This window comes from Bacteroides sp. (genome assembly GCF_028690125.1).
GTDB lineage: Bacteria > Bacteroidota > Bacteroidia > Bacteroidales > Bacteroidaceae > Bacteroides.
In genome coordinates, this window is the sequence record NZ_JAQVBV010000005.1 from 140521 (window position 1) to 158514 (window position 17994).

A 17994-nucleotide genomic window follows, 5' to 3' on the forward strand; every position below is an offset into this window, starting at 1 on the left:
TTTGTTTCTTTTCCGAACCATATTCCTACCGTTTCACAATCACAAGGAAAGTTCCTCGCGAAGGAACTTAGGGGTATATCCTTTCTGACTTTTAGCAACCTCTTCCGGCGTTCCGTAACTCAGGAGTTCCCCTCCTCCTTTACCACCTTCAGGTCCCATATCTATAATATAATCCGCCATTTTAATGACATCCAAATTATGCTCAATAACAATAACCGTATTTCCTTTATCAACCAATTTATTCAAGACTCCCAACAAAACACGAATATCTTCAAAATGTAATCCCGTAGTAGGTTCATCCAGAATATATAGCGTTTTACCGGTATCACGTTTCGACAGTTCGGTTGCTAATTTCACACGCTGACTTTCACCGCCGGAAAGAGTTGTGGACGATTGTCCTAATTTGATATATCCCAAACCGACATCTTGCAACACTTTAATTTTATTCAGGATTTGCGGGACATTCTCGAAAAACTCCACTGCACGATTAATAGTCATATCCAAAACATCAGCAATCGATTTTCCTTTAAAACGTACCTCTAATGTTTCACGATTATAACGCTTTCCATGGCAAACTTCACAAGGCACATACACATCAGGCAAAAAGTTCATTTCAATTGTTTTATAGCCATTTCCCGAACAAGCTTCGCAACGCCCACCTGCCACATTAAAAGAAAAACGTCCCGGTTTATATCCACGGATCTTTGCTTCAGGTAATCCGACAAATAAATTACGGATATCCGAAAACACACCTGTATAAGTAGCCGGATTAGAACGTGGAGTTCGCCCAAGCGGAGACTGATCGACATTTACTACCTTATCTATATTTTCCAATCCTTCCATAGAATCATATTCCAAAGGGTCTTGCAATGAACGATAGAATTTCTGGGAAAGAATAGGTTGTAACGTTTCATTAATCAAAGTAGACTTACCACTTCCTGAAACACCTGTCACACAAATCAATTTACCCAATGGAAATTCCACATCTACATTTTTCAGATTATTTCCTTTAGCCCCTTTCAACCACAAAGATTTCCCATTGCCTTTCCTTCTCTTAACAGGAACTTCTATCTTCATCCTCCCATTCAAATATTGAGAAGTCATTGTATCTGTTTTCACCATTTCTTGCGGAGTTCCGGCAAATACCACTTCTCCACCAAGACGCCCGGCCTTCGGTCCCATATCAATGACATAGTCGGCTGCCAGCATCATATCTTTGTCATGCTCCACAACAATGACAGAATTACCCATATCACGAAGTTCTTTCAAAGAATTGATCAGGCGCAAGTTATCGCGCTGATGTAAACCGATACTCGGTTCATCCAATATATAAAGCACATTGACCAATTGTGAACCGATCTGTGTAGCCAAACGAATACGTTGGCTTTCACCTCCCGAAAGACTTACCGAACTACGGTTCAGAGCCAAATAATCCAGCCCGACATCTAACAAGAATTTCAAACGGGTACGAATTTCTTTCAGAATCTCAACAGCAATTTTCTTCTGTTTATCCGAAAGGAATTCATCTACACTCATCAACCAATCATACAACTCACTGATATCCATGTTGGCAAGTTCATTAATATTCTTATCATGGATACGGAAATGTAGAGCCTCTTTATTCAAACGTGCACCTTTACATTCGGGACAAACGGTCGTTTTAGCAAACTGTTCCGCCCACTTCTGTGCAGTGGCTGAAGCATCTTTTTCCTGTAACATCTGAATATACTTCACCACACCCTCATAAGTCACAAAATAATCAGAAGAAGTTCCTATCAATGAGCTTTTTATCTTAATTCGTTCATCAGAGCCATATAATATTTCATCGATAGCATCATCGGGCAACTCTTTCACGGGAGTTTTCAAATTAACTTCATATTTCTCGATCAAAGCTCCTATTTGCCAGAAAATCATCGCATTCTTATATTTACCTAAAGGAGCAATCGCCCCCTCATAAATAGACAGTTCCCTATCAGGAATTACTTTATCTATATCAATCTGATTCACCACACCCAGTCCCTTACATTTTGGACAGGCTCCTTGTGGAGAATTAAAAGAGAAGTTATGCGGAGCCGGTTCACGATAAGACAATCCAGTGACTGGACACATCAACTGCTTGCTATAATGCCGGACACTTTCCGTCTGAGCATCTAGTATCATCAATAAACCATCTCCCTGCCGCATGGCAGTTGCCACACTTTGTTTCAATCGTTTATCATCTTTATCCGCAACAACCAATTTATCAATCACAACCTCTACATCATGATTTTTATAACGATCGAGCTTCATGCCATGTGTCACTTCACGAACTTCTCCGTCTACACGTACATACAAATAGCCTTTTTTACGGACTTGCTCAAAAAGTTCTTTATAATGTCCTTTACGTGAACGAACCAAAGGTGCCAGCAGATATATTTTCTTACCTTTATAATCTTTCAGAATCAAGTCCAGAATCTGTTCCTCCGTATATTTCACCATCTTCTCTCCGGACAGATAGGAATAAGCTATTCCGGCACGGGCATAGAGCAGACGAAGATAATCGTAAATCTCGGTTGTAGTACCCACAGTAGAACGTGGATTCTTATTCGTCGTTTTCTGTTCTATAGAAATAACCGGGCTTAACCCTGTAATCTTATCCACATCCGGTCGTTCCAGATTTCCCAGAAAATTACGAGCATACGCTGAAAAAGTCTCGATATAACGGCGTTGTCCTTCTGCAAAAATCGTATCAAATGCGAGAGAAGACTTTCCGCTTCCGCTCAATCCAGTAATTACCGTCATACTATTACGAGGTATTTCGGCATCAATATCTTTCAGGTTGTGTACCCGTGCACCATACACATTAATATATTCTGTTTCTTGCATATTCATCTACTTCATAAATGTTGCAAAATTAATGTTTCCGCCTGAAATATGCTCCTAAAAAAGCACAATATTATTTTCTTAACTGAAATCTTATGAAGATATAGGTCATTATTTGTACCTTTGTTGCTTCATTTCAAGAACTAATAGTAATTAATTGATGAAACCGATAAGCCGAATATTTATACTTTTGCTTTTAGCATGCGCTTCATACGTAACCAGTTATGCGCAAGAAAACCAATCTTACATTTTGCATACCATCGAAAAAGGGCAGAATTTATACTCAATTTCCAAGATGTATAATGTTACAACCGCAGACATTATTCGTCTGAATCCAGGATGTGAAGAGAAGATTTATGCTGGGCAAATTATTAAAATTCCACAAGGAAAAGCTAGTCAGAAGGGTGAAACATTTCATACTATTCAAGCCGGAGAGACTCTTTACAAGCTGACGGCTCTTTACAAAGTATCCGCCAAAGCAATCTGCGACGCGAACCCCGGACTTAGTGCAGAGAACTTCCGTATCGGACAAGTAATTCGAATTCCATTGGAAGAAGAAAAAGAGACTGTTGAGATTCATACCCCCATTGATCAAACAGCTATTCAGGGACCGGTACAATCCAGATGTAAAGATATGCATAAGGTAAAACGCAAAGAAACTATCTTTAGTGTAAGTCGTGAATATGGAATCAGCGAACAAGAGCTGATAGCCGTTAATCCGGAATTAAAAGAAGGGATGAAAAAAGGACAATTACTTTGCATCCCTTATCCAAATGCCGCCACAATGGAACCGACTCCAAAGGAAGACCTAAATATAATAGCACCAAGTAACAACGAATTATTTAATAAAATCAAAGAAGCACCCGAAGAAATCTCTACAATCAAAGCTGCGCTGATTTTACCATTCCACGAATATAAACGTATGGTAGAATATTACGAAGGTTTCTTAATGGCAATAGATAGTCTGAAACGCACAGGAACTTCTATTGATTTGTATGTATATGATTCCGGCAAAGATGTTTCATCAATAAACGACATTCTGGCAAAAAAGGAAATGCAAAAGATGAACATTATCTTTGGACCGATGCATCAACAACAAATCAAACCATTATCAGAGTTTGCTCAAAAGAACGACATTCGCCTAGTGATTCCTTTCTCTCTGAAGGGTGAAGAAGTATTCAACAATCCTTTTATCTATCAGATCAATACCCCTCAATCCTATTTATATTCAAAAGTAAATGAGCATTTTATTCGTCAATTCCCTAATGCTCACGTTATTTTTATCGAATCTGCCACACCAGATAAAGAAAAGGCTGAGTTCATCAAAGGATTGAAACAAGAATTAAAGAGCAAAGGCATTTCAATGAATACCGTCAGTGAAAATGCTACGAAAGAAACACTGAAAGCAGCACTTCGCAGTGACAAAGAAAACATCTTTATCCCGACATCGGGCAGCAATGTACTATTGATCAAGGTTCTTCCTCAACTCACTCTATTAGTTAGAGAAGTTCCGGACCAGAATATTCATTTATTCGGTTATCCGGAATGGCAAACATACACCCGAGATCATTTGGAGAGTTTCTTTGAATTAGATGTATATTTCTATTCATCATTTTATATGAATACCCTATTCCCAGCCTCAATACAATTTACCAATGCCTACCACAAATGGTACAGCAAGGATCTTGCCAGTAAATATCCGAATTATGCAATGTTAGGCTTCGACACCAGTTTCTTCTTTCTGAAAGGATTGTCACGTTATGGTTCAGAACTGGAAAGCAATCTGTCAAAAATGAACTTGACTCCGATTCAGACTGGATTCCTGTTCGAACGGGTAAATAACTGGGGAGGCTTTATCAATAAGAAAGTATTCTTCATCCATTTTACTAAGAATTTTGAATTAGAAAAACTTGATTTCGAATAATATAATGATGATAAAGATAAAATCACTTCTGATTACCGTCTCATTACTTGTGGGATTTGCCTTTCCCGCAAGTGCCCAAATCGGTGAAGCCCGTCACAATTTCTCTGTAGGATTCAACGGTGGGATAAATTTGAATAGTGCATCCTTCACTCCTACCATTAAACAGAATAGTTTGATGGGAATTACCGGAGGATTGACAGCACGTTATATTTCCGAAAAGTATTTCGCTATGATATGCGGCGCGCAAGTAGAACTAAACTTTTCGCAAAGAGGTTGGGATGAATTATTTGAAATACCGGGTGAAAACGGAGAACCCATCAAAGATCCCAGTAGAATATATACTCGTAAATTGAATTATATCGATATTCCCTTTCTAGCCCATTTGGCGTTTGGTAATGAACAAGGATTGCAATTTTTTCTAAATTTAGGTCCTCAGGTTGGCTTCTTGATAAGCGAATCCGAAAAAATGACGAATATTGATATGAATTCTCTGACAAATACCCAGAAAGCCGTTTACGGGGGCAAAGTTGATAATAAATTTGATTATGGTATAGCCGGTGGTGGTGGAGTCGAATTAAGAACTAAAAAAGCAGGTAGCTTCCTGGTTGAAGGAAGATACTATTTTGCATTATCCGATTTCTATAGTACATCAAAAAAAGATTATTTCTCTCGTGCAGCGCACGGTACTATCACAGTAAAGCTTACATATTTGTTCGATCTGAAAAAATAAAAAGGCATCTTCTTAAGGCTCTATTATAAAATGAATGGATAGCTCCACCTCTATTTTTTTTAACAGATAAACACTAAAATAAAAATGAGGTTGAATTCTTGGTCTTTTCCAAATAGAATTCAGCCTCATTTCTTTATATGAAAGATTTCTAATAATCTAAGATGTATGAATCTCTCCTTTTTTGAAAAGAGATTTTATCTCAAGCGATCTGCCGCCTTCACCATCACCTCATCACGCCCAATCGCACGAATAGCCAAGATGTTTAAAATAATAGCAATAAGTGGCAAGCATAATGCCCAATCGATCCGGAATAGATTAACATCATTCTTTAAAGCAAAATAAAATGCTGCGAAAGCAACATAATACCCCACCAGCAATAAGCTATTAAAAATAGACATACGAATCTGTAAGATACGATTTCTATATAAAAATATAGTTGCAAAAGCTATAATCGTACTAAGCATCAAAATACCAAACAAGCCCCAAGTAGAGTGAAAATCGCCATCTACTCCCAATCCTATCGCCTTGAAAGGGTATTCTCCCATCGCTCCAGCAGCATCAGTAAAATATCCCATCGGTAAACACATGGCCGTAATCAGCAGACCTGTTACGATCAATAAATAAACAGTTTGAATCCGTTGAATCATAAATATTATATAGCAGTTAAGTTAAACAATAATAGCCAAGCAATAAGGAACAGGGAAATGAGTCCCACTTACTACTTGACTATCAAATTCTTTTCAGGAAATATATTACTGAAGTTTTTCCTTCTCTTTAGATGGATTTCTATAATAAATTTTTCCTTCGATGTATTCTTGCGTAGCAATCAACGTCGGTTTTGGCAATTTCTCATAGTAACGTGAAATCTCGATTTGCTCTCTATTTTCAAATACTTCTTCCATATTATCAGTATAAGAAGCAAACTCTGCCAATTTCTTAGAAAGATCATTCTTTATTTCTACACTAATCTGGTTAGCGCGTTTACCAATAGTGGCAACAGTTTCATAAAGATTCCCTGTATCAGAACAGATTTCCATCATGTCACGGGTTACCGTTGTAGCAGGAGCATTCGTTTTTTTGTAGTCCATAAATCTATTTAAATTTGGTCTTTAATTACTTTTTGTGATTCATTAAATATCTTCTCAGCTTCTTTCAAGAATTTGCTTTCAGGAAATTCATTCTTAAAGCCGTAATATTCATCCACCGTTTCACGATAACGGTCCATCTTTTTATCTTCTACACTATATATAGACATTTCATATAAAGCACGCAGAATCAATATGGAAAGTTCTTCGCGATAGTCAGTATAAGGATAATCTTTCAATGCATTCCGAGCTGTGATCACACAAGACTCATAGTTATTACCCAGATAATTACCCAAGTTATAATATAATTTTGCTGAATAAAGCTCTTTCAGAACCAACTTATCCTGCAAAGCAAAAATCATATCCTGAGCTTCCTGCTTCTTTGTGCTTTCAGGAAAATATTCCATAAACATCTGCAACTGCTGAATGGCCTGATAAGTACTTGATTGATCTAAACGCGGTTCCGGCGTATCAAGGTATAAAGATTTACCAGCCTGGAAACGTGCCAATTCAGTAAAAGTACCACGTGGATATGAATTAAAATAGGTGATAAAAGTTTGAGCAGCTGTTTGATAATCCTTTTGGTTAAAATAGCTCATTCCTAACATATAAAGAGATTCCTCCGCCTTATCTGTTCCCTTTAGGATCGTGATCAACTCATTCAACAAAGTAGCCGAACGATTATACTGTCCTTTTGCAAAATAATTTTTAGCAGCTTCGTACTTGTATTCATAGTCAGTACTTTTCAACAATTTATTGTACTCTCCACATGAAGTTAGAGTAGCTGCCGCAAGCAAAGTTATAATGATATTTTTCTTCATCCTATTTCAAATAATGCGCAAAGTTACGTATTCGCAGGGAATTAACCAATTAATCTATGTTTTTTAATACAAAAAAGGCGTTAAACATCGACGGAAAGAACATAAAAGACGTCAAATGGGGAGTGAAAAACAGCGAACAGACTGCGCTATATTTTTATCCGATAGCGTAGCCCGTCCACCACTTACTGTTCACAATTAAATTTATAATTTATACAAATCACTTGCCGCCAACAGATCGACTTTCTTTTCTTTCAGAACTTCAATACATTTATCCATATTGCTGGGGCGAATCACAACATTGGCAATATTATTGTTTGCAAACGAATACATATATTCAATGAATACCCCCTCCACAGACAAATATCCTAACACTGTTGCCAAAGCTCCAGGAACATTAGGACAACTGATTCCAACCACATCTGTTATATTAACAGCAAAATGATTATCCTTCAATGCCTTATAAGCCCTATCCGGATCAGACACAATTCCACGTAAAATACCAAAATCTGCATTTTCAGCGATGCACAATGCAGAAAGATTTATATTTTCTTTCGCCAGCACTTCAGTCACTTCCGTTAAACGACCGGACTTGTTCTCCAAAAAGATAGAAAGTTGTTTTGCTACCATAGTTGTTGAATTATTAAAGTTTTCTGTTATCAATTACTCGTTTTGCTTTGCCCACACTACGTTCAATGCTACGCGGCTCTACCAACTTCACATTGACACCAAGCCCAAGAACACTTTGTAGACGGTTTGTCAGCTTTTTCTTCAAAGCCAGCATTTTATTGATTTCGTCCGAATAGAAATCAGAACGTACTTCTACCTGAAGCTCCATAGTATCGGTATTATTCTCCCTGCCTATTACTAACAAATAGTGAGGTTCAAATTCTGCCATTTCAAGAATAACGGATTCAATCTGAGTCGGGAATACATTTACACCACGGATGATTAGCATATCGTCACTACGCCCAAGGATACGATCCATCCGAACCAAAGTACGTCCACAAGAACATTTATCATAATGCAGGGCAGTTAAATCACGTGTCCGGTAACGCAGTAGCGGCATCCCTTCTTTAGTCAGATGTGTAAAGACCAACTCTCCTGTTTGTCCGGGTCCAACCGGCTGCAATGTATTCGGATCAATAATTTCGGGGAAATAATGATCCTCATTCAGGTGCGTACCATGCTGACACTCGCATTCATAACCAACTCCGGGTCCGGCTATCTCGCTCAATCCATAAATATCATAAGCTTTGATACCCAACTTTTCTTCAATTTCATGACGCATATGCTCTGTCCACGGCTCTGCTCCAAAAGCCCCTACTTTCAAATTAAATTCTTCACGAGGCAAACCGGAATCTTTAATTGCATCTGCCAGATAAAGCGCATACGATGGAGTACAACACAATATGGTTGAACCGAAGTCGTGCATCAATGTTATCTGTTTTTCAGTATTGCCACTAGACATCGGAATCACCGATGCACCTATATTTTCTGCTCCGGCATGAGCACCTAGTCCACCTGTAAAAAGACCATATCCATAAGAAACCTGAAATATATCTGAACGACCGGCCCCATAAGCAGTAAAGGCACGCGAGATACATTCAGCCCATGTAGAGAGGTCCTTGCGCGTATATCCTACCACAGTCGGCTTACCGGTAGTACCCGAAGAAGCATGAATACGTACAATTTGGCTCATCGGGACTGCACAAAGTCCGAAAGGATAATTATCTCTTAAGTCATGTTTCGTTGTAAACGGAAGTTTCGCAATATCATCAATACAATTGATATCATCGGGTGTAATTCCCAGTTCTTGCATTTTCTTCCGGTAAAAAGGAGTGTTGTGATAAACGTAGTCTACAATTTTCTTGAGTCGTATGCTTTGAATCTTGCGAAGACCTTCGCGGTCCATACACTCAATGTTCTCATTCCAAATCATGTTTTTCTGATATTTACTAGTTGTATGAATCTGTTTTTTGATATTAATATGTTGCAAAGTAAAGGATTTATTTGGAAAAATGATTTGTTATCTCAATTATTTTCCCGAATATTGCTCCACTTTTAAGATTTAACTATGAATTTTGAATTAACATCTGCTTACAAGCCTACCGGGGACCAACCGGAAGCAATCGCCCAACTGACTGATGGGGTACTTCAAGGAGTTCCAGCACAGACTTTATTAGGCGTTACCGGTTCTGGAAAAACATTTACTATAGCCAACGTTATCGCTAAAATCAATAAACCAACATTGATTTTAAGCCATAACAAAACATTAGCTGCCCAGCTATATAGCGAGTTTAAAGGATTCTTCCCGAACAATGCTGTAGAATACTATGTCTCCTATTATGACTATTATCAACCGGAAGCCTATTTGCCAAACTCAGATACATATATAGAAAAGGATCTGGCTATCAATGACGAAATAGACAAACTTCGTTTGGCAGCTACTTCTGCTCTACTTTCAGGGCGGAAAGATGTGGTAGTCGTGTCCTCTGTCTCTTGCATTTATGGTATGGGGAATCCATCGGATTTCTACAAAAACGTAATTGAAATAGAGCGTGGACGGATGCTTGATCGCAATGTATTCCTCCGCCGCCTGGTAGATAGCCTGTACGTGCGTAATGATATCGACCTGAACCGTGGAAATTTCCGCGTGAAAGGAGACACAGTAGATGTTTTCCTTGCTTATACTGACAATCTTCTCCGTGTTACCTTCTGGGGAGACGAAATTGATGGCATTGAAGAAGTAGACCCTGTAACAGGTATCACTATTGCTCCGTTCGAAGCCTATAAAATTTATCCTGCTAACCTTTTCATGACTACCAAAGAGGCGACTCTCCAAGCCATTCATCAAATCGAAGATGACTTGACAAAGCAAGTAGCTTACTTTGAATCTATTGGCAAAGAATATGAAGCCAAACGCTTGTATGAACGAGTTACTTATGATATGGAAATGATTAGAGAGTTAGGACATTGTTCAGGCATTGAAAATTACTCGCGTTATTTCGACGGTCGTATTGCAGGTAGCCGTCCTTACTGTCTGCTCGATTTCTTCCCCGATGATTTTCTGATTGTCATAGACGAAAGCCATGTAAGCATTCCACAAGTCCGTGCTATGTATGGTGGCGACCGTGCCCGAAAAATCAATCTCGTAGAATATGGTTTTCGCTTGCCTGCTGCCATGGACAACCGCCCCTTGAAATTCGAAGAGTTTGAAACTATGGCTAAACAAGTTATCTACGTTAGCGCAACTCCTGCGGAATACGAACTTATTCAATCCGAGGGCATTGTAGTTGAACAGGTCATCCGCCCGACTGGATTACTCGATCCGATTATAGAAGTTCGCCCAAGCCTGAATCAAATAGACGATTTGATGGAAGAAATTCAGCTCCGCATCGAAAAAGAAGAGCGGGTACTTGTCACTACACTCACCAAACGTATGGCGGAGGAATTGACCGAATACTTACTTAATAATAATGTAAGGTGTAATTATATACACAGCGACGTAGATACATTAGAACGAGTGAAAATCATGGATGACCTCCGCCAGGGAGTATATGATGTACTGATCGGAGTCAATTTGCTCCGTGAAGGTCTCGACCTTCCTGAAGTATCTCTTGTAGCCATTCTTGATGCCGATAAAGAAGGGTTTCTCCGCTCCCATCGTTCCCTGACGCAGACCGCAGGACGTGCTGCCCGTAATGTGAACGGAAAAGTGATCATGTATGCTGATAAAATAACAGACAGTATGCGGCTCACCATTGATGAAACCAACCGCAGACGGGAAAAGCAGTTGGCTTATAATGAAGCAAATGGAATTACTCCGCAGCAAATCAAGAAAGCACGGAACCTGTCTGTGTTTGGTAATACAACTTCCGAAGAAGCTGTTGTGCTCAAAGAAAGGAAGGCTTATGTCGAACCTAACAATCCAAATATTGCAGCTGATCCGGTAGTCCAATATATGAGTAAAATACAGATGGAAAAGAGCATCGAACGTACTCGAAAGTTAATGCAAGAAGCTGCGAAAAAGTTAGAATTTATTGAAGCGGCTCAATATCGTGATGAATTACTGAAACTTGAAGATCTGATGAAAGAGAAATGGGGATAATCTCTTCTGCAGCGATTCTAAGAAGAAATAAAATCTATATAAATTATGCCATGATCTAATTCCTATGATATCATCATTGCTATAACATACTGTTATCCTTCTGACCAGATAATAACAGTATGACAAATGAACTTTCCTCACAAATTTATTAATAAATATAGAATAAGAAGTATTTATTTTTAATTAGTGTTATAAAAACACCTTTCAGGATTGATTTATTTGCTTATTCCAAAAAAGCAAGTACCTTTGCAATGTGTTTTTCATAGTATTAGATTTAAGGTTAACAAAGGTTGGAGCAAGGCGTTGCTCCTTTTTTTATATCCATATCTTACATAAGGGAATAAACATTCATAAAAGAATGAATGAAGTTTTTGCCCAATGTTCTCTGATAGATTTAACTTCAGCATCCTCTGTCACCAAGTAATCTACATCTCCCAACGAAGCAATCACATAATCTTCCGCTTTATTTAATTTATGGCTATCCGCCAAAACAATTCTTTTTTGGGCACGTTCCATCATAAGTCTTTTTACCATTGCCTCTTCCCTGTCCGGTGCTGTCAGTCCTTGTTGGGGATGTACACTACAGACACCTAAAACCAGCCAATCGGGACGGATCGTCTGTAATGCCTGATAAACGGAAATGCCGACAGTAACCTGAGAGGAGGCAAAAACTTTACCACCTAAAAATATCAATTCTATTTTAGGATTATTCATTAGTACATTTACAATTGGAAAGCTATTTGTATAAACGGTCAGCTCCATTCCCGCAGGAATTTGCCGGGCAACTTCAAGATTAGTCGTTCCACCATCAATCAATATTAGTTCTCCTGACTTGAATAAAGGTATTACTTTAGCTGCCATTTCTTGCTTTCCGGCAATTCCAGTGTTCAACCGATCAACAAAACGATGTGGAATACCAGATTTGGCTACTGCACCACCATGTACTTTTGTAAGCAGACCTTGTTCGTCCAATTCTACGAGATCACGGCGCAATGTATCATCAGACACTCCCAATTCCTGACTCAACGCTGTAATATAAATGCGATAATTTTCGCCAAGTCGATTCAATATATACTGATGTCTTTCTTCTTTTAGCATATTATAAAGCATAAGCTATTGCATATTACCGCAAATATACATATATTTCGAAGTGAAATGAAGATATAATGAAACTTTATTCGCAAATATGCGGTTTTACCAATTATTTCTCCTTAAAAGCTCAGGAAACCGCAAAATAGGTAAAAATACCGCAGATAGTAAATAAAGATTCATTAATTAAGTTTTACAACAACAATATATTTAATTATTAAATAATCAAAAAGTATGAAGAAACAAATATTAGTAGATATGGACGGAGTGTTAGCAGATGTATATTCTCAATTTATTGAATGGGAATATAAAGAATCAGGTACCAGATTAAAAATAGAGGAGCTAAACGGGAAAACAGAAACAGAAGCGCTACCTTCCTGTAATAAACACGTACGAAGTATTGGCTTCTTTAGAACAGTTCCTGTCATGCCAAACAGTTTTGAAGGACTTAAATACCTTAATGAAAAGTATAAAGTACTTATTGTATCATCAGCAACAGAATATCCCAAAAGCTTACCAGAGAAACAGGCATGGCTAAATGAGTATTTTCCTTTCATCACGTGGGAACAAATGATCTTTTGTGGGAGAAAAGACAGCATAAAAGGAGATATTATGATTGATGATCATCCTAAAAATCTCAGAACATTCGAAGGGAAAAAATATATTTTCAGCCAACCTCATAATTTATTTATCTCGGATGAACAATATGAAAGAGTATCCGATTGGAAAGAAATTATGTTCAAACTTTGAAAGAAAAAAAGCATAAGAACATTTTTACCATAGATTACATAAATTCTCAATGATCATAAATATCATATATTGGGTATTTATCAAAATGAACCTGTGTAATCCATGGTAACTTCTGACATTTTTTTTGCAAACTTAAAAAGTGAACTTTTCTATTTTCATCGTACCCAAGGTCTGTATTTTAGGAACCAAAGTCACAAAGTGTACTGCTTTTTCGTGAGCAGTCAGCGATTCCTCATCAGTCCATGTTTCACAAATCATCAGAACGTCCGGACGTGTAGCACTCTCAAAAATATCATAGGCAATACAGCCTTCATCTTTTAAGGAAGAAGCCACCAACTCTTTTGCAGCTTCTAACAGAGCCGCACGGTTACTTTCATTTACTTGAATAAAAACATTCAGTCTAATCATAACTATTAAATTTTAAATACACCACAAATTTACATGATAAATCTGAGATTCCCTACATTCATACTACAATAAAAAATGCCACTTGATCATTTTCTCAAGTGACATTTCTACTATATTACAATATTCAAATAATATCTACTCATCAAAGAGCCTTATCAATCGCGATTTTAATCAAACTTTCCATCATGTCATATCCTTTGCTTACAGGATGTACGCCATCCCCAGCCCTTGCATATTCAGAATTCATAGCTAAAGTTTCGGGAACAACCATTGCCTGATAATAATCAACATATGGAATCTTATTCGCCTTAGCATAAGCCTCTATCCGTTCATTCAATGCTTTAATTTTTTGAGGAGCATCTTTAATTTTTGGATTCCATCCGAAACCGGCAGCCGGCAATACAGAAGTCAGGATTACCTTTATATTGTTTGCCTTAGCCAGCTCTGCCATCGAAACAATATTTCCAAAAGTATAATCTTCAACATAAGGACCAGTATTTTCCGCAACATCGTTAGTTCCGGCATTAATCACCACCAAAGCAGGAGCAAGATTAATCACATCTTCACGAAAGCGCAACAAAAATTGATAAGAAGTCTGCCCGCCTATGCCACGGCTAATATATCCATTCTTCTTAAAAAAGTCTGGATGAGTGTTTATCCAACCTTCTGTAATAGAATTCCCCATAAAAACAACTCTCTTATCCTTCTTTGTAGGCTTCGACAATTCTGAATTATCTTTTGCAAAACGTTTGAAATTTGCAAATTCATAATTTTGTGCATTAACTTCTCCTACTGAAAGTCCCAAACACGCAATGGTCAATAACATCCATTGCCCTAAAAAAATCTTTTTCATGTTTATTGATGTAAGTATTAGTTATACTAAAATTGGCGTAAAGATAAAAAAATGATTTCACATAATGAATTAAAAAAACAAATAACCGTTAATACAGCTCTCGAAAAACTTAATCTGTGTTATATAACATACTTTTTTTCTTGGATTATTTGCAGATATTCAGAATATCCGTACATTTGCAATGTGTTTTTCATAGTATTAGATTTAAGGTTAACAAAGGTTGGAGCAAAGCGTTGCTCCTTTTTTTATATCTATACATTTGTTTTTCTAAAAAAGAATGGTATTTTTGTAAATCACATTTAAAAAAGCAAGTGTAATGAAAAGAATAACCACTCTCCTCTTCATAGGAGTCATTTTCAGTTTACATTTTTATTGTTCAGCTCAGATAAAACAGAAAAAGCTGTATATAGACTATAAGTTTATTAAGGAATATGTGACAAATGAGAAAGAAAATTTTCAAAATCTCATTCAACGTTTTGAAGCGAACGACACATTACTCACCTGACAAGAATACGCCATAATATACTATAAATACTCTTTTACTCCCAATTACCAAGGAAGTATGTATGATATGTCACAGGAATATCAAAATTTCATGAAACTAATTAACGAAAAGAAATATGAAGAGACCAATAATGCAGGAACAGAGCTTCTGAAAAAGAACCCAGTATTTTTGCAGACGTTATATGAGATGGGAGCATTAGTGTATATGCAAAGCAAAGATCAGGAAAAAATGAGAAGTTATACAAAAAGATACGCTGCATTAATCACCACAATTACCGCCAGTGGTGACGGAAAAACAGAAGACACGGCGTTTAAAGTAATTTATTTTAATGATGAGTACCAAGTACTCAATAAATTATTTCTAATGGAAAATATGAAGCAACAGTCTCTAACCGATAATAAATGCGACTTGATAGAATTCGATAAATGCAAATACTATGAAGGAACTCAAATGTATTTTGACATTAGCCGTTCACTTGATTTTATGCATGAATTACTTAAATAATGAAGAAAAAACTAATTTATATTACCTTGACGATTGCGGTCCTTTGTGCAACCGGTTTAATTATATGCAACCAAGTAATTAAAAAGAATGCTTCCTCCAAGCTTTACACAGAAGTGAACGACATTCCGGTGAATCATACAGGTCTGCTTCTTGGGACCACTCCTAAATTAAAGAACGGTAACAACAATCTATATTTTGATTATCGCATTCTCGCAGCAGTTGAACTCTATAAAGCCGGTAAAATCAAACATATTCTCATCAGTGGTGATAATCGCAAAAAGAATTATAACGAACCGGAAGAGATGAAAAAGGCTCTTATGCAAAAAGGTGTTCCCGAAAAAGCTATTTATTTAGATTATGCAGGTTTCCGCACACTCGATTCCGTAGTTCGTGCCAAAGAAGTTTTTGGATTAGATCAGTTTACAATTATCTCCCAGCAATTTCACAACGAAAGAGCCATTTATCTAGCCGAAGAAAATGGAATAAATGCGATTGGTTATAATGCCAAAAATGTAAAAGCCTATGCGGGACTAAAAACGAATATTAGAGAGTTGTTTGCAAGAGTAAAAATGTTTATAGATTTAGCAGTCGGTAAACAGCCTCGTTTTTTAGGTGAGAAAAATATTATTGAAAAAAAAAAATTAATACAACTTCCTTTATAAGTCCCTATGTTTGTAATTGAAAAATAGGGACTGAATGAATACACTATAATAACAACTATAGAAAAAACCGAAAATTACGAATTAAAGAATGGTGTAATTACTTCTGATTTTGATATTCCCAGTATTAAAAAAACTAACAGAGCAACATTCAATATTAATACTGCCATCTTTGCTGGATTAGAATTTTATATTTACGAAGGTTTTTATATAGGAACTGAATTAGGAATAGGTTACCAATCTGCTAAAACATTAAAAATGGAACTTGATGGAAAGATTATAACCAAAACTACTAAGAATAATAAAGTTGAAACAAACCAAGAAACCATTGATAAAGAAACAACAGACAACTCTAGAATCAGTAATTTCAAAATATATATTGAACCTAAATTTCGCATTGGTATAACTTTCTAAAAAGTATCATCAAATAAGATTAAACAGGATAAAGAATCTAAAATCTCTTTATCCTGTTTTTTATTTAAAAATAATCTGTATTTTTACTGCATGGAACCACAACTTAACGACCACAACAAACAGGAGTATCCTCCTATGCACACTGCGGAGCATTTACTAAACGCCACCATGGTAAAGACCTTTGGATGCCAACGTTCGCACAATGCACACATTGAGCGTAAAAAGAGTAAATGCGATTATCAACTTCCTATTTGTCCGACGCAAGAAGAAATTCAAGCCATTGAAGATAAAGTGAATGAAGTAATCAGTCAAAATCTGCCAGTAACAGCAGAGTTCATGGAACAGCAAAAAGCCAAAGAAATTGTAGATCTTAGTAAACTCCCGGCTGATGCCAGTGAGACATTACGCATTATACGTATTGGAAATTACGATGCTTGTGCCTGTATTGGTATACACGTTTGCAACACCTCAGAAGTAGGAACATTCAAAATCATTAGCTATGATTATGATGAAGACAGGAAAACACTGAGACTAAGATTCAAGTTAATTGAAAAGAAGTAGATTATCAAATTAACACCTATCTTATATAAAATAAATAAAAACAAGATACATTTTGTCACCAAATAGGAAAAATTGGCATTACAATAATGACAAATAGACAAATTCAGATACAAAAGTCTCATGGTATAAAGTTTGCAATATAGTTAGCGAATGAAGGTTCAAGAAACAAACAATGGAAATCATAGATTGATTCACCGGAGAGAGTGAAAGGGCTGAAATTCAGAATTAACCGAATGTATAACTTAAAAGATAGGAGACTTAATTATGATGCCTGTTAGAAGAACTCAAAATTGGTTACCAAGTATTTTTAATGATTTCTTTGATAACGATTGGATGATAAAAGCAAATGCTACAGCACCTGCTATCAATGTATTTGAAACAGAAAAAGAATACAAAGTAGAACTGGCCGCTCCAGGTATGACGAAGGACGATTTCAATGTTCGTATAGATGAAGACAATAATTTAGTCATCACAATGGAGAAAAAGGCAGAGAACAAAGAAGAAAAGAAAGAAGGTCGCTATTTGCGTCGTGAATTCTCATACTCTAAGTTCCAGCAGACGATGATTTTACCGGATAATGTTGATAAAGATAGGATATCTGCTGCTGTAGAAAATGGTGTATTGAATGTTCAATTACCAAAACTTTCTGCAGAAGAAATAAAAAGACCCGACAAACAAATTGAAGTTAAGTAACACAGTATCCTACCTTCAATTAGTAGAT

General features: G+C 36.8%; 18 protein-coding genes. 9 read left to right on the top strand and 9 right to left on the bottom strand.

Annotation, left to right across the window (positions count from 1 at the left end; genetic code table 11):
- Positions 1–39: 39 nt before the first annotated feature.
- Entirely contained in the window at positions 40–2865 is a 2826-nt protein-coding gene (gene uvrA, locus PHO71_RS05060) for an excinuclease ABC subunit UvrA (protein WP_300200034.1), read from the bottom strand.
- Between the two features lie 157 nt (positions 2866–3022).
- On the opposite strand from uvrA, the gene PHO71_RS05065 reads away from it, so the two are divergent.
- Together PHO71_RS05065 and PHO71_RS05070 are read left to right on the top strand one after the other, a co-directional pair.
- On the top strand, positions 3023–4786 hold the full coding sequence (locus tag PHO71_RS05065) for a LysM peptidoglycan-binding domain-containing protein (RefSeq protein ID WP_300199858.1): 1764 nt from the start codon (positions 3023–3025) through the stop codon (positions 4784–4786).
- A 7-nt stretch (positions 4787–4793) separates the two neighbouring features.
- Positions 4794–5516, top strand: a complete 723-nt coding sequence (locus PHO71_RS05070) for a porin family protein (RefSeq protein ID WP_300200037.1) — start codon at positions 4794–4796, stop codon at positions 5514–5516.
- 194 nt (positions 5517–5710) lie between these two features.
- Here PHO71_RS05070 and PHO71_RS05075 read toward each other — a convergent pair whose 3' ends face one another.
- From PHO71_RS05075 to PHO71_RS05095, 5 genes are all read right to left on the bottom strand, one after another.
- Entirely contained in the window at positions 5711–6163 is a 453-nt protein-coding gene (locus PHO71_RS05075) for a DUF4293 domain-containing protein (protein ID WP_300199860.1), read from the bottom strand.
- A gap of 105 nt (positions 6164–6268) precedes the next feature.
- On the bottom strand, positions 6269–6604 hold the full coding sequence (locus PHO71_RS05080) for a DNA-directed RNA polymerase subunit omega (RefSeq protein ID WP_300199861.1): 336 nt from the start codon (positions 6602–6604) through the stop codon (positions 6269–6271).
- Between the two features lie 8 nt (positions 6605–6612).
- A complete protein-coding gene (locus tag PHO71_RS05085; protein WP_300199864.1) occupies positions 6613–7422 on the bottom strand; it encodes an outer membrane protein assembly factor BamD in 810 nt (269 codons plus the stop codon).
- A gap of 201 nt (positions 7423–7623) precedes the next feature.
- A complete protein-coding gene (locus PHO71_RS05090) occupies positions 7624–8049 on the bottom strand; it encodes an amino acid-binding protein (RefSeq protein WP_300199867.1) in 426 nt (141 codons plus the stop codon).
- 13 nt (positions 8050–8062) lie between these two features.
- Positions 8063–9361, bottom strand: a complete 1299-nt coding sequence (locus PHO71_RS05095; protein WP_300199869.1) for a phenylacetate--CoA ligase family protein — start codon at positions 9359–9361, stop codon at positions 8063–8065.
- Positions 9362–9496: 135 nt separating this feature from the next.
- Here PHO71_RS05095 and uvrB point away from each other — a divergent pair, with 135 nt between their 5' ends.
- Positions 9497–11530 carry an excinuclease ABC subunit UvrB gene (gene uvrB / locus PHO71_RS05100; RefSeq protein WP_300199872.1) on the top strand — a complete coding sequence of 678 codons (2034 nt, stop codon included), beginning with the start codon at positions 9497–9499 and terminating at the stop codon, positions 11528–11530.
- A gap of 348 nt (positions 11531–11878) precedes the next feature.
- On the opposite strand, the gene PHO71_RS05105 is transcribed toward uvrB, so the two are convergent.
- Positions 11879–12628, bottom strand: coding sequence for a DeoR/GlpR family DNA-binding transcription regulator (locus PHO71_RS05105; RefSeq protein WP_300199875.1), 750 nt, complete (start codon positions 12626–12628; stop codon positions 11879–11881).
- A gap of 225 nt (positions 12629–12853) precedes the next feature.
- On the opposite strand from PHO71_RS05105, the gene PHO71_RS05110 reads away from it, so the two are divergent.
- Positions 12854–13369 carry a 5'(3')-deoxyribonucleotidase gene (locus PHO71_RS05110; protein ID WP_300199878.1) on the top strand — a complete coding sequence of 172 codons (516 nt, stop codon included), beginning with the start codon at positions 12854–12856 and terminating at the stop codon, positions 13367–13369.
- A gap of 132 nt (positions 13370–13501) precedes the next feature.
- On the opposite strand, the gene PHO71_RS05115 is transcribed toward PHO71_RS05110, so the two are convergent.
- Both PHO71_RS05115 and PHO71_RS05120 read right to left on the bottom strand, forming a co-directional pair.
- A complete protein-coding gene (locus PHO71_RS05115; protein ID WP_300199881.1) occupies positions 13502–13777 on the bottom strand; it encodes a putative quinol monooxygenase in 276 nt (91 codons plus the stop codon).
- A gap of 142 nt (positions 13778–13919) precedes the next feature.
- On the bottom strand, positions 13920–14630 hold the full coding sequence (locus tag PHO71_RS05120) for an SGNH/GDSL hydrolase family protein (RefSeq protein WP_300199884.1): 711 nt from the start codon (positions 14628–14630) through the stop codon (positions 13920–13922).
- 316 nt (positions 14631–14946) lie between these two features.
- Between PHO71_RS05120 and PHO71_RS05125 the strand changes: the two genes are divergently transcribed.
- From PHO71_RS05125 to PHO71_RS05145, 5 genes are all read left to right on the top strand, one after another.
- A complete protein-coding gene (locus PHO71_RS05125) occupies positions 14947–15135 on the top strand; it encodes a hypothetical protein (protein ID WP_300199886.1) in 189 nt (62 codons plus the stop codon).
- A gap of 12 nt (positions 15136–15147) precedes the next feature.
- Positions 15148–15639: a DUF4919 domain-containing protein gene (locus PHO71_RS05130; RefSeq protein WP_300200040.1), complete on the top strand. Its 492-nt coding sequence runs from the start codon at positions 15148–15150 to the stop codon at positions 15637–15639.
- The gene (locus PHO71_RS05135) at positions 15639–16301 is read left to right on the top strand and encodes an ElyC/SanA/YdcF family protein (protein ID WP_300199889.1); all 663 of its coding nucleotides are present in this window, start codon (positions 15639–15641) and stop codon (positions 16299–16301) included. The genes PHO71_RS05130 and PHO71_RS05135 overlap by 1 nt, the downstream gene beginning before the upstream one ends.
- Positions 16302–16802: 501 nt before the next feature.
- A complete protein-coding gene (locus tag PHO71_RS05140; RefSeq protein WP_300199892.1) occupies positions 16803–17273 on the top strand; it encodes a hypothetical protein in 471 nt (156 codons plus the stop codon).
- A gap of 264 nt (positions 17274–17537) precedes the next feature.
- Positions 17538–17966 (top strand): Hsp20/alpha crystallin family protein, encoded by a 429-nt coding sequence (locus tag PHO71_RS05145; RefSeq protein ID WP_300199895.1) that lies wholly within the window; start codon positions 17538–17540, stop codon positions 17964–17966.
- Positions 17967–17994 lie beyond the last annotated feature (28 nt).

Excerpts from the sequence above, each read along its gene's own strand:
- uvrA (WP_300200034.1), bottom strand. The coding sequence starts at position 2,865 with ATGCAAGAAACAGAATATATTAATGTGTATGGTGCACGGGTACACAAC.
- PHO71_RS05065 (WP_300199858.1), top strand. The coding sequence starts at position 3,023 with ATGAAACCGATAAGCCGAATATTTATACTTTTGCTTTTAGCATGCGCT.
- PHO71_RS05070 (WP_300200037.1), top strand. The coding sequence starts at position 4,794 with ATGATAAAGATAAAATCACTTCTGATTACCGTCTCATTACTTGTGGGA.
- PHO71_RS05075 (WP_300199860.1), bottom strand. The coding sequence starts at position 6,163 with ATGATTCAACGGATTCAAACTGTTTATTTATTGATCGTAACAGGTCTG.
- PHO71_RS05080 (WP_300199861.1), bottom strand. The coding sequence starts at position 6,604 with ATGGACTACAAAAAAACGAATGCTCCTGCTACAACGGTAACCCGTGAC.
- PHO71_RS05085 (WP_300199864.1), bottom strand. The coding sequence starts at position 7,422 with ATGAAGAAAAATATCATTATAACTTTGCTTGCGGCAGCTACTCTAACT.
- PHO71_RS05090 (WP_300199867.1), bottom strand. The coding sequence starts at position 8,049 with ATGGTAGCAAAACAACTTTCTATCTTTTTGGAGAACAAGTCCGGTCGT.
- PHO71_RS05095 (WP_300199869.1), bottom strand. The coding sequence starts at position 9,361 with ATGATTTGGAATGAGAACATTGAGTGTATGGACCGCGAAGGTCTTCGC.
- uvrB (WP_300199872.1), top strand. The coding sequence starts at position 9,497 with ATGAATTTTGAATTAACATCTGCTTACAAGCCTACCGGGGACCAACCG.
- PHO71_RS05105 (WP_300199875.1), bottom strand. The coding sequence starts at position 12,628 with ATGCTAAAAGAAGAAAGACATCAGTATATATTGAATCGACTTGGCGAA.
- PHO71_RS05110 (WP_300199878.1), top strand. The coding sequence starts at position 12,854 with ATGAAGAAACAAATATTAGTAGATATGGACGGAGTGTTAGCAGATGTA.
- PHO71_RS05115 (WP_300199881.1), bottom strand. The coding sequence starts at position 13,777 with ATGATTAGACTGAATGTTTTTATTCAAGTAAATGAAAGTAACCGTGCG.
- PHO71_RS05120 (WP_300199884.1), bottom strand. The coding sequence starts at position 14,630 with ATGAAAAAGATTTTTTTAGGGCAATGGATGTTATTGACCATTGCGTGT.
- PHO71_RS05125 (WP_300199886.1), top strand. The coding sequence starts at position 14,947 with ATGAAAAGAATAACCACTCTCCTCTTCATAGGAGTCATTTTCAGTTTA.
- PHO71_RS05135 (WP_300199889.1), top strand. The coding sequence starts at position 15,639 with ATGAAGAAAAAACTAATTTATATTACCTTGACGATTGCGGTCCTTTGT.
- PHO71_RS05140 (WP_300199892.1), top strand. The coding sequence starts at position 16,803 with ATGGAACCACAACTTAACGACCACAACAAACAGGAGTATCCTCCTATG.
- PHO71_RS05145 (WP_300199895.1), top strand. The coding sequence starts at position 17,538 with ATGATGCCTGTTAGAAGAACTCAAAATTGGTTACCAAGTATTTTTAAT.